At 66.6% G+C, this 11,304-nt stretch carries 6 protein-coding genes; all 6 read right to left on the bottom strand.

Going from position 1 to position 11,304, the window contains the following annotated elements; genetic code table 11:
- The coding region (locus VNJ47_03345) for a DUF6531 domain-containing protein (GenBank protein ID HXG27866.1) at positions 1 to 3,585 on the bottom strand (3,585 nt) is incomplete at its 3' end.
- 372 nt (positions 3,586 to 3,957) lie between these two features.
- Positions 3,958 to 5,385 carry an amidohydrolase family protein gene (locus VNJ47_03340; GenBank protein ID HXG27865.1) on the bottom strand — a complete coding sequence of 476 codons (1,428 nt, stop codon included), beginning with the start codon at positions 5,383 to 5,385 and terminating at the stop codon, positions 3,958 to 3,960.
- Complete coding sequence (locus VNJ47_03335; GenBank protein HXG27864.1) at positions 5,382 to 6,773, bottom strand: wax ester/triacylglycerol synthase family O-acyltransferase; 1,392 nt, start codon at positions 6,771 to 6,773, stop codon at positions 5,382 to 5,384. The genes VNJ47_03340 and VNJ47_03335 overlap by 4 nt, the downstream gene beginning before the upstream one ends.
- A 114-nt stretch (positions 6,774 to 6,887) precedes the next feature.
- Positions 6,888 to 8,627 (bottom strand): dihydrolipoyl dehydrogenase, encoded by a 1,740-nt coding sequence (gene lpdA / locus VNJ47_03330; GenBank protein ID HXG27863.1) that lies wholly within the window; start codon positions 8,625 to 8,627, stop codon positions 6,888 to 6,890.
- Complete coding sequence (locus VNJ47_03325) at positions 8,624 to 9,949, bottom strand: dihydrolipoyllysine-residue acetyltransferase (protein ID HXG27862.1); 1,326 nt, start codon at positions 9,947 to 9,949, stop codon at positions 8,624 to 8,626. Before VNJ47_03325 ends, lpdA begins: the two co-directional genes overlap by 4 nt.
- Before the next feature lie 120 nt (positions 9,950 to 10,069).
- Positions 10,070 to 11,304, bottom strand: a 1,235-nt coding sequence (gene aceE / locus VNJ47_03320; GenBank protein HXG27861.1) for a pyruvate dehydrogenase (acetyl-transferring), homodimeric type, incomplete at its 5' end; no start/stop codon positions are given.

Below are 11,304 nucleotides of genomic sequence, written 5' to 3'. Positions count from 1 at the left end.
ATGATAGACCGTGGCCCTGTTGCCTGTGGTCTTGATCACACGCTGTCCCCTGGCGTTATAGACGTGGCCGGTATTCGGCTTGCCCGTCGCGCTTTCCATGCGTCCGGCCTGGTTGTAAGTGAACCGCTGCCGCGCCTTGCTGAGCGTATTGCCCGCCGCGTCGTAGGCAAAGGCGATCTTGTTTTTGCCGCTCTCGATGCTGGCCAGGTGATGGCGATCGCTTGCGTAGCGATAATGACTGGTCTCGCCGTTGCGTGTCTCTGACAGGCGGTTTCCGACCGGATCGTAGGTCCAGGCCAAGGCGCCGTAAACGCCCTGCGCGCGGCTGAGCCGGCCCAGCGGATCGTAGTCGAAAAGCTGGCCGCGGCTGGAATCCAGGCCGTCTTCGATCGCCTCGATGTTGTTGCGCGCGTCGTAGTAGTAGCCCCGCTCCAGCAGCCCGCTGGCCTGGATTCTGGAGACCCGGTAGTCGAGATCGTAATCCGTGATTTCCGCCACGCCGTTGCCCAGCCGTTTGTGGCTGGCGGGACCAAACGGGAGATACCCGATATCCTCCGCGAGCGCCTGGCTGTGTCCGGCCAGCTCGGTCGTGATGCGCCGGACATTGCCACCGGCATCGTGCTCATAGCTGACGACGCGGCCATTGGGATAGGTCATTTGCACCAGGCGACCGTCCGGGTCGTATTCGTAGCGCAGGCGATAGATCACGTTGCGGATTACGCTCATACGCTCGCTCACCTCGCCGCGTGCGGTGTAGCGGTAGGCCTGGCTGCCGCTTGGATCCCGGATGCCGGTCAGCCGCCCCGTTGCATGCGCCGTGCCAGCGGGAATGCCGCTGGTGCCGCCGTAATTGCTACCGTCGTAGAAGTAAGCGACATCCTCGGCAGTGCCCGGATAATCCACGGCGGTAAGGCGGTTCAGGGCATCGTAGGCATAGGTGACGGTGATGCCGCGGGCATCGGTCTGTCGGATGCGGTTGCCGGCGGCATCGTAGGCATAGGCGGTGGTCCCCGTGTCGGGGCTGGCCTGCTGAGTCACCTCGCCGAAGGCATTGCGGGTGTAGGTGGTGCTCAGGCCCTTGGGGTCGGTGACGGAAGTGAGCTGATCCAGCGCATCGTAGCCATAGGCAGTCTCACCATTGGCCGCATCAGTGACCTTGAGCACCCGATCCAGGGCGTCGTACTGGGTCTGGGTGGTGAAGCTGTTCGCTTCGGTCTGCGAGGTCCGGTTGCCCTGGGCGTCATAGTCGAATTCCGTCACCTGGCCGTTGGCGCCCAGAACCTTTTTCAGCCGGCCCAGCTGGTCGTATTCCTGCTGCAGCTGGCGCCGGAGCACATTGGCGAGGTCGAAGACTTCCTCCTTCGTCCGGTTGCCGGCGGCATCGAGTGTGTAGTGAATGCGGTTGCCCAGGCTGTCCCGGATGCCCGTCAGCCGGTAGGCGGCATCGTAGGTATAGGCCAGGAAGGCGCCGGAGGGCAGGGTGAGGCGGGTCAGATTGCCCACCCCGTCATATTCAAAGGCTGTGACCGCCCCGGCTACGCTGCGGGACAGCAGCCGCTGGCGGGCGTCGTAGGTCAGGGTGGTTTCCACTCCATTCGGGTCCACGATCGTCAATGGGTTGCCGTGGGCATCGTGGGCCGTGATCCGGGTGATGTGGCCCAGCGCATTGGTGATGGAGGTCAGGTTACCCTGGCTGTCATAGGCAAAGCTGGTGATGTCCGCCACATCCGTGCGCGGGCCGTCGATGGAGGCCAGCAGGCCCTGCGGGGTGTAGCTGTAGGCCGTGGTGCGGGATTCGCCGGTATCCATGTCCGTGACTGTCATGGACAGGCGGTTACCCGAGGCATCGTAGCTATACTCAGTGCGCCGGCCCGGCTCGTTGATCTCGACCGGCAGGCGGAAGCTCGGATGCCAGGCGATGGTGATGCTGCGTTCCTGCGCGGTGCCGGCGGCCTCGGTGCGGCGGGTCTCCAGTCCCCGCGCGTCATGCGTGTACTGCGTGACGCGGCCGTTGAAGTCGGTACGGCTGGATACAAATCCGTTGGCGTCGTAGGTGGTGCTGGCAGAGGTACTGCCGCCGCAGCTTGCGCAATTGCGAACGACGCCGGTGTTGCGGCGCACGCCGTTGTTCAGCGTGTACTGGTAAGTGACGGCGGCGCCGAGCGGGCCGGTAACCGTCGTGCTAAGACCACTGAAGGCCAGCGTGTGCCGTCCTGCGCCTCCGGCGTGCTCACTGGAGGTGGCGCGCCCAAGGCTGTCGTAGGTCCAGGTGGCGTAGCGCTGGCTGTTTTCGTCGGTGATGCCGGTCAGGGCTGACTTGAAGGTTGCATTCTCGTAGTGGTACAGCCGTTGCGGAGCCACGCCATCGCGCTCGGGAAACTGTACTAACTTCAGGTTTCCGGTGCTGTCGTACTGATAGCGATAACGGTTGCCGGCCGGATCGGACACGCTGGTGATGCGTCGGCTGTCGTCATAAGTAAAGGACAGTGAGCGACCAAGCCCGTCGTTCACGCGAACGAGCAGGCCCGGGGCACGCGCGATGGACGGCGGCGTGCTCGCGTCGCTGTAGGTCAAGGTTTGCACGATGCCGCGACGGTCGGTGATGGACAGCAGCCTGCCGCGCGTGTCGTAAACCTCCACCTCGTCCAGCGCCGAGTAATAGCGCCAGCCCGTCCAGGCGCCGTTCACATCCGTGATTCGCTCGATCCGCTCACGACTGTGGGTTGGGCTGGCCACTTCCTTTCCGCTGGCATCAAAATGCTTGATATAACCACCCGGCCGAATCGCGATGGCCATCACGTATGTGCTCTCCGGGATAGCGTAGAGATAGCGATCGTAGTTCGTGCGCCAGTAGTCCCCCATCGAAGAAGTTCGCGCCTCGGGGTCGCCGGGTACCCTGAAATGACCATTGCTGTGGTAGCTGCGCACGAACCTGAGCGGGCTCGTGCCCGCAGCGGCATAGTCGGTCTCGGTCTGGCGTTTGCTGCCAAGCCCCGGCGAGATCGGATTGCCCACCTCCAGCGCGGGGCCGCCAAGCGGTGCGCCCGGGTCGGCCCCTTCACATTCCCGGTCCTCGCTCGAAGGACAATGGCTTTCTTCCTGTTCGCGCACGCATTCAGCCCGATTGTTCATGGTGCGTTTGGTGTAGCCCGCCGGGCAGTTCGTCGTCGGCGAGCGGTCGCGCCTGACGATGCTCTGCACGTTATAACTCGTGGCACAGCCCGTGCCGCGCGTCCCGCTGGTGCGGATTTCCCTCCAGTTAGTGGTCTCGATGCCATTGGTGTAATAAACCGTCACTACACCATGCGCGCACCAACCGGTATCGAGAGTCTGTCCAGGCGCCAGCCAGGGATGCACGGTGTGGTCGGAGACGCTGCAAACACCGCTGCGCGTGGCCCAGTTGCGCGAGCGCTGGGCCATGTTGTCTTCGGTGAGGGGCGAGCTGTTCAGGCAGTCGTTGCCGTTGGCCCATTGGCCTTCGTACCAGATCTCGCAGATCGCGCGGAATACGGACTGACTCGAGTGGCAGCCGGTGTCAACGTAGCGATACGTCCACGGCGAGTACAGGATGTCGGAACAGGTCATGCTCCCGCCCGTGGCCACGCAATCCGATGCTGGGGCCTGGGTGGATACGAACAAGCCCGCGCACAAGGCCATACAGGCCCAGAGGCGCCATGACCATGGCGCATCTGCTTGAGGAATCGGTGTGGAAGAGGGATTTTCCTGTGGGCGTGATATTCGAGCATCCATGCTCAAGCTTCCTGTGCGTAGGGTTCGTGGCAACCCGGGCCGGGGGTGCGGCCTGACCCCCAATGCCGGCGGACTGTCCGCGGACCCGATCCATCCTTGTGCGTACGGAACCTACTACAGGCCTACAAATAAAAACAAGCCCGGTACATGCCGACCCTGCGGCACTCGGTATTTGATCGGGTACGCACAGTTACGGGTGCCACACCCTCAGCCGCCGGCGTTCAGCGCCCGCCGCTGCAAGGGCACGCCGCCCTTGATCACCTGGCGGATGTTTTCCAGCGCGCGCAGATCCTGCAGCGGGTTGCCCTCGACCAGCAGCAGGTCCGCCTGCAGGCCTTCGCGCACCGCGCCGAACTTGAGCGCCTCGCCGCCGGCGAGATAGCGCGCGGCATCCAGCGTGGCGGCGCGGATCACCTCGGCGGGCGTCAGGCCGGATTCCTGCAGCAAGAGCAGCTCGCGGTGCAGGCCGGCGCCCGGGAACACGCCGGATTGCGTGTCGCTGCCGGCCAGGATCGTGACGCCGGCCGCGTGCAGGCGGCGCACGTTGTCGCGCCAGTTCTGGCGTTGCGCGTGGAGGTTTTCGAGATAGGCGCGGAAATAATCCATGTCCTCGCTCTGCGGCACGCTGTCGAAGGCGGCCAGCACCTCGGCGCGCTGGGTTTCGCGCTCCAGCTTGCTGGGCACGCGCGGGCCGCGCCCGAGCAGGGCATAGCCCTCGAACACCCCGATCGTCGGCACCATCGGGATCCGGTAGGCGGCCAGCCGCGCGATCTGCTCATCCGGGATCCGCTCCTTGTAGACGCCGTGCACCCACAGCGCCACGCCGGCATCGGCCGCATCGATCGCGTCCTGCACCGTGCCGATGTGCGCGACCGAGCGCAGCTTGAGCGCGCGCGCCTCGTTGACGACGGCATCGATGATCTCGCGCTGCAGGCGCGGCGTCTGCTCGGGGATGCGGTCCACCGCCAGCTTGATGGCATCCGCGCCCATGCCCGCCACCTCGCGCACCGCGAGCCGCGCCTGCTCCGGCGTCTCCAGCTGGCGCGTGTAGCGCGGGATGAGGTACCAGCGGATCCACCACGGCGCGAACACCTGCAGCACCGCCGCGGGATGCCCGCCCTTGGCGGTGAAGATCGGCCCGGCGGCATAGATGCGCGGCCCCAGCAGCTTGCCGGCGACCGCGTCATCGCGCAGGCGGAAGATGCGCGGTGCCAGTCCGCCGGCATCGAACACCGTGGTCACGCCGCAGTAAAGATAGGCCTGCATGTTGCGCGGCGGATCCGGCAGCTCACCGGCCCAGCGCGGCGCCGAGGCGTTGCCGAGGTGGCTGTGCATGTCGATCAGCCCCGGCAGCAGCGTGGCGCCGCTGCCGTCGATCTCCTGCGCGCCGGGCGGCACCTCGGCCGCGCCCGCGGGAGCGATGGCGGCGATGGTGTCGCCGATCACGATCACGTCGCGGTTGGCGGTGAGCCTGCCGCTTTCCACGTCCAGCACGCTGACACCCTTGATGTGCAGGGCCGCGGGCTTGTTGGCCGGCAGCTGCACGAGATCCGGCAGCTGCTCGCCGCAGCCGGCCAGCAGGGCCGCCGCCAGCAGGCCGGCGAACAGGCGCGGGATAAAGCGGTGGCGCGTCATGCGTGCTCCTTTCTTTTCGTGTGCCCGGTGCCGCAGGCCGCTTCCAGCTCGGCCAGCGCGTTCTCGGTGAAATCCAGCAGCCGCTGCATGCTCGGCAGCGAGCGGCGGCAGGCGGTGTAGCCGAAGGCGACGTTGTCGCAATAGCTGGTCAGGGTGATGTTGAGCGCCTGGCCGTCGATCGGGATCGACAGCGGGTAGCTTTCGTCGAGGCGCGCGCCGTTCCAGTACAGCGGCTTCGTCGGGCCCGGCACGTTGGAGATCACCAGGTTGAAGGCCGGGCGGATGCGGTCCAGGCCGAGCAGCGAGGTCACCGCCATGGGGCTCAGCGCCGCCGCGGCATAGGCCATCTGCTCCAGCCGGCTCATCTGCGCCATGCGCTCCTTGGCGCGCTTGGTCGAGCTGACGATCGTCTCCAGGCGTTGCGCCGGGTCTTCGATCTGCGTCCCGAGGTTGGCCAGGATCACCGCCACCTGGTTGCCGCCCTCGGGACCGTCGGCGGCGCGCACCGACACCGGCACCATCGCGATCAGCGGCTTGTCCGGCAGCGCGTTCTGCGTCAGCAGATATTCGCGCAGCGCGCCGGCGCACATCGCCAGCGCGATGTCGTTGACGGTCGCGCCGGCGGCCTTGCCGACTCTCTTGATGCGCGCCAGCGAGAACGACTGCGCGGCGAAGCGGCGGCTGCTGCTGATGCGCACGTTGAGCATGGTCGGCGGCGCCTGATAGGGCGTGGCGTCGGCAAGGTCCTTGTGGCTGCGGCGCAGCAGGTCTTTGAGACCACGCGCGATACCGGGCAGGATGCGGTAGTTGGTGCGCAGCGACTTGACCAGCGTGTCGATCGGCGTGCCGGCCTGCGCGTCCGCCTCGCTGCGCTGGCGCTGCGTGCGCGGGCGCGCCCAGGGCGGCGGCATGTCGCGCTCGTCGGGGTCCTCGCTGAGCGCCTTGCGCGCCTCCAGGGTGGCGGCCACACCATCGAACAGCGCGTGATGCACCTTGGAGTAGATGGCGAAGCGGCCGTCGTGCAGGCCCTCGATCACGTTGGTTTCCCACAGCGGGCGGCTGCGGTCCATCAGGCTGCCGTGCAGGCGCGAGGTCATCGCCAGCAGCTCGCGGATGCGACCGGGCTGCGGCAGCGACAGGTGGCGAAAGTGGTAGTCGAGGTCGAACTGGTCGTCCTCGGTCCAGAACCAGTTGCCGCGGAACACCAGCCGCTGGTTGTAGGGCGGCTCGGGCGTGGCGTATTCGCGCATCTTCTCCACCATCTGGCGGATGAAGTCGCGCGGCGCCTCCGGCGGCAGCGAATACAGCTGCAGGCCGCCGACGTGCATCGGCTGGCGCCGCAGCTCGGCAACCAGGAACATCGCGTCCATCGGTGACAGCGCTTTCATGTCGCACCCTCGCCTGTTATGGCGCGCCCGTCGCGGGCGGCCGTTGTCTTGTGCGGCGGTCCAGAGGCGATTATGCGCCCGAAAGCGGGGGGTTACGGAAGGGGGCGGTTTCGGTCAGAGGTCGGTGAGGGTGCCGGTGACCTGCTCGGCGCTCATGGCCACGGTTTCCGAGAGCGTCGGGTGGGCGTGGACGGTGAGGCCGATGTCCTGCGCGTCGGCGCCCATCTCGATGGCGAGCGAGATCTCGGCCATCAGCTCGCCGGCATTGGGTCCGACCGCGGCACCGCCGAGGGCGCGGCCGCTGGTCTTGTCGAACAGGATCTTGGTGACGCCGTCGCTATAGCCCATGCCGAGCGAGCGGCCGTTCGCGGCCCAGGGGAAGCGGCCGACGCTGACCTCGATGCCGGCCGCCTTCGCCTCCAGCTCGGTCAGGCCGGTCCAGGCCACCTCGGGATCGGTGTAGACCACGCTCGGGATGCAGCGCGCGTCGAAGGCCGCCTTGTGCCCGGCGATGACCTCGGCCGCGGTCTTGCCCTCGTGCACGGCCTTGTGCGCGAGCAGGGGCGGCTTGGTGACGTCGCCGATGGCGAAGATGTGCGGGACGTTGGTGCGCAGCTGGGCGTCGGTGGGAATGAAACCGCGCGCGTCCACCGTCACGCCGGCCGCCTCGGCGCCGATGCCGTGGCCGTTCGGCCGACGCCCGACCGCGACCAGCACGCGGTCGTAGACCTTTGATGCGGGAGCGTCTTTGCCCTCGAGTTTCACGTGGAGCGCGTCCTGCTTGGCCTCGATGCCGGCCACCTTGGTGGCGGTGTAGATCGCGGCCAGGCGCGCCTGCATGCGCTTGTGCAGCGGCTTGACCAGGTCGGGATCCGCGCCGGGCAGCAGGCCCGGCGTCATCTCCACCACGTCCACCTTGCTGCCCAGCGCGGCATAGACGTTGGCCATTTCCAGGCCGATGATGCCGCCGCCGATCACCAGCAGCCGCTCCGGGATGTCGGGCAGTTCCAGCGCCGCGGTGGAGTCCATGATACGCGGGTCGTCGGGCAGGCCGGGCAGGCGGATCGGTGCAGAGCCGGCCGCAATGATCGCCGCCTCGAAGCCGACGAGCAGCTTCTTACCGTCCGCTCCGGTCACTTCCAGGCTGTGCGGCCCGGTGAAGCGGCCGACACCCTGGACCACGCTAACCTTGCGGCGCTTGGCCAGACCTTTCAGCCCCCCGGTCAGTTTCGTAACGACACTGGTCTTGTATTGCCGCAGCTCGGGCAGGTCGATGGTCGGCGGGCCGAAACGGATGCCATGTTTGGCCATCATGCCGGCATCTTCGATCACTTTGGCGGCATGAAGCAGGGCTTTCGAAGGAATACAGCCCACGTTCAAGCAAACGCCGCCCAGGCTGGGGTAGCGCTCGACCAAAACCACCTTTTTGCCCAGATCCGCAGCCCGGAAGGCCGCGGAATAGCCGCCGGGGCCCGCGCCCAAGACCATAACTTCGGCCATAATGTCGGCATTCTGCGGCAGCTTTGTGGAAGATGCTGCGGACTTGCTGGGTTTTTCTGGGAAAGTGGGCGGCAGCGAGGCTGGCTTCGAGGCTGCAGGCGCTGGCGGAGCCTCCACGCTCGGCTCCAGAACCAAAATCGAGTCGCCAGCCGAAACCTTATCGCCGACCTTGACATTCAGTTGCTTGACGATACCAGCTTCGGTGGCCGGCACCTCCATGGTCGCCTTGTCGCTTTCCAGGGTGATGAGCGGCTGTTCCTTTTCCACCCGGTCGCCGGGCCTGACCAGCACCTCGATGACGGCGACATCCTTGAAGTCGCCCAGGTCGGGAACGCGAACTTCGCGGGCACTCATAGCAGCAGGCGGCGGATGTCGCCGAGCAGTTCGGCGAGATAGGTGGTGACGCGCGCGGCTTGGGCGCCGTCGATCACGCGATGGTCATAGGACAGCGACAGCGGCAGGATCAGCCGCGGCACGAAGCCCTTGCCGTCCCACACCGGGCGCATCTGCGACTTCGACACACCGAGGATCGCGACCTCGGGCGCATTCACGATCGGTGTGAACTTGGTGCCGCCGATGCCGCCGAGACTGGAGATCGAGAAGCAGCCGCCCTGCAGGTCCGGCGGCGACAGCCGTGCGGCGCGCGCCTTTTCGCTCACCAGCGCCAGTTCCTCGGCCAGCTGGAAGATGCCTTTTTTGTCCACGTCGCGGATCACCGGCACCACGAGGCCGTTCGGCGTGTCCACCGCCACGCCGATGTGCACGTATTTCTTCAGCACCAGGTTCTCGCCGTCCGGCGCGAGCGAGGCGCACAGTTCCGGGAATTCCAGCAACGTCTTGGCGCTGGCCTTGAGCAGGAAGGCCAGCATGGTGAGCTTGATGCCTTTCTTCTTGGCATCCTCGGCGGATTCCCTGCGGAAGGCGTCGAGCTCGGTGATGTCGGCCTCGTCGAACTGCGTGACATGCGGCACCAGCACCCAGGAACGGTGCAGGTTGCTTGCCGACAGCTTGCGGATGCGCGACAGCGGCTTGCTTTCGACCGGGCCGAACTTGGAAAAATCGATCGCCGGCATCTGCGGCAGGCCGGCGCCGCCGGGTGCGGCGAGCTGCGCCCCGGCCATGACCTTCTTCACGTGCGCCTGCACGTCGCTCTTGAGGATGCGGCCCTTCGGCCCGCTGCCGCTGACGCGCGTGAGGTCCACGCCCAGTTCGCGCGCGAACAGTCGCACCGCCGGCGAGGCGTGCACGCTGCCGGGCGTGGCGATGATGACAGGCGTTACGTCCTCCCCCTGTGCGGGGGCAGGTTGGGGTGGGGGGGTGAGCGGCTTCGATTCACCCCCATCCTTTCCCTCCCCCGTCGAGGGGGAGGGGGCGCTCTTATCGGGCGCGGATGGGCGAGCCCCCTCCCCCCTCGTGGGAGAGGCTTGGGGTGGGGGGGCCGATGTCTCGATCAGCGCGATCACATCACCGGCCGACACCTTGTCGCCGGTCTTCACTTTCAGTTCGACGACTTTCCCCGCCTGACTGGCCGGCACCTCCATGGTGGCCTTTTCGCTTTCCAGCAGCAGCAAGCCCTGCTCCGCCTGCACGCTGTCGCCGGGCTTGACCAGCAGCTCGATGATCGGCACGTCCTTGAAATCGCCGAGATCGGGGACTTTCTGTTCGACGGTGGCCATGGGTCTAGTTTTTCGTCACCCCGGCGCAAGCCGGGGTCCAGTGACTTTGGTGTTGCCGGCAAAAAGGCGCTGGATTCCGGCTTGCGCCGGAATGACGGTCATCCGGAGGGGCGCGACCGATCATACCGTCAGTGGGTTCGGCTTGTCGGGGTCGAGGCCGTATTGGGCGACCGCCTGGGCCACGACGGCGGACGCGATGGCGCCTTCATCGGCCAGCGCCTTGAGCGCACGCACCGTGATCCAGCGCCGGTCCACCTCGAAGAAATCACGCAGCGCCTCGCGCGTATCCGAGCGGCCGAAGCCGTCGGTGCCGAGCGTCGCGTAAGGCATCGGCACGAAGGGCCGGATCAGGCCGGCATAGGCCTTCATGTAGTCGGTGGCGGCGATGGCCGGGCCCTTGCGCCCCTTCAGACATTGCGCCACATAGCTCTCGCGCGGCGACTTGGCCTCGGGATGCAGCAGGTTCCAGCGCTCGGCATCCTCGCCGTCGCGCGCCAGTTGACTGAAGCTGGTCACGCTCCACACCTCCGAGGTGACTTTCCAATCCCTCTTCAGCAGCTCGGCCGCCGCGATGACTTCGCGCAGGATGGTGCCCGAACCGAGCAGCTGCACGTGCAGCTTGCCGGGCTTGTCGTCGCCGCCCAGCCGGTACATGCCGCGCACGATGCCGTCCTCGGCGCCGGCCGGCAGTGCGGGATGGACGTAGTTCTCGTTCATTACCGTGATGTAGTAATAGACGTCTTCGCCGCGCCCATACATCGCTTCCATGCCGCGCTGGATGATCACCGCCAGCTCGTAGGCGAAGCAGGGGTCGTAAGCGCGGCAGTTGGGCACCGTGTGTGCGATCAGGTGCGAGTGACCGTCCTCGTGCTGCAGGCCTTCGCCGTTGAGCGTGGTGCGCCCGGCGGTGCCGCCCATCAGAAAGCCGCGCGTGCGCATGTCGCCCGCCGCCCAGCACAGGTCGCCGACGCGCTGGAAGCCGAACATCGAGTAGAAGATGAAGAACGGGATCAGCGGCACGCCGTGGTTGGCATAGCTGGTGCCGGCCGCGATCCAGGAGGAAATGGCGCCGGCCTCGGTGATGCCTTCCTCGAGGATCTGGCCCTTGATGTCCTCGCGGTAATAGGCGAGCTGGTCCTTGTCCTGCGGTTCGTACAGCTGGCCGACCACCGAGTAGATGCCGAGTTGGCGGAACATGCCCTCCATGCCGAAGGTGCGCGCCTCGTCCGGCACGATCGGCACGATGCGCGGGCCGATGGCCTTGTCGCGGCACAGCACCTGCAGCATCTGCACGAAGGCCATGGTGGTGCTGATCTCGCGCTCGCCGCTGCTTTCGAGCAGGCGGTTGAAGGTGG

The sequence above is a fragment of the Nevskiales bacterium genome, from assembly GCA_035574475.1.
Classification (GTDB): Bacteria; Pseudomonadota; Gammaproteobacteria; order Nevskiales; family DATLYR01; genus DATLYR01.
The sequence above is the reverse complement of the archived record's forward strand: the minus strand, read 5'-3'. Positions and strand labels throughout refer to the sequence as shown.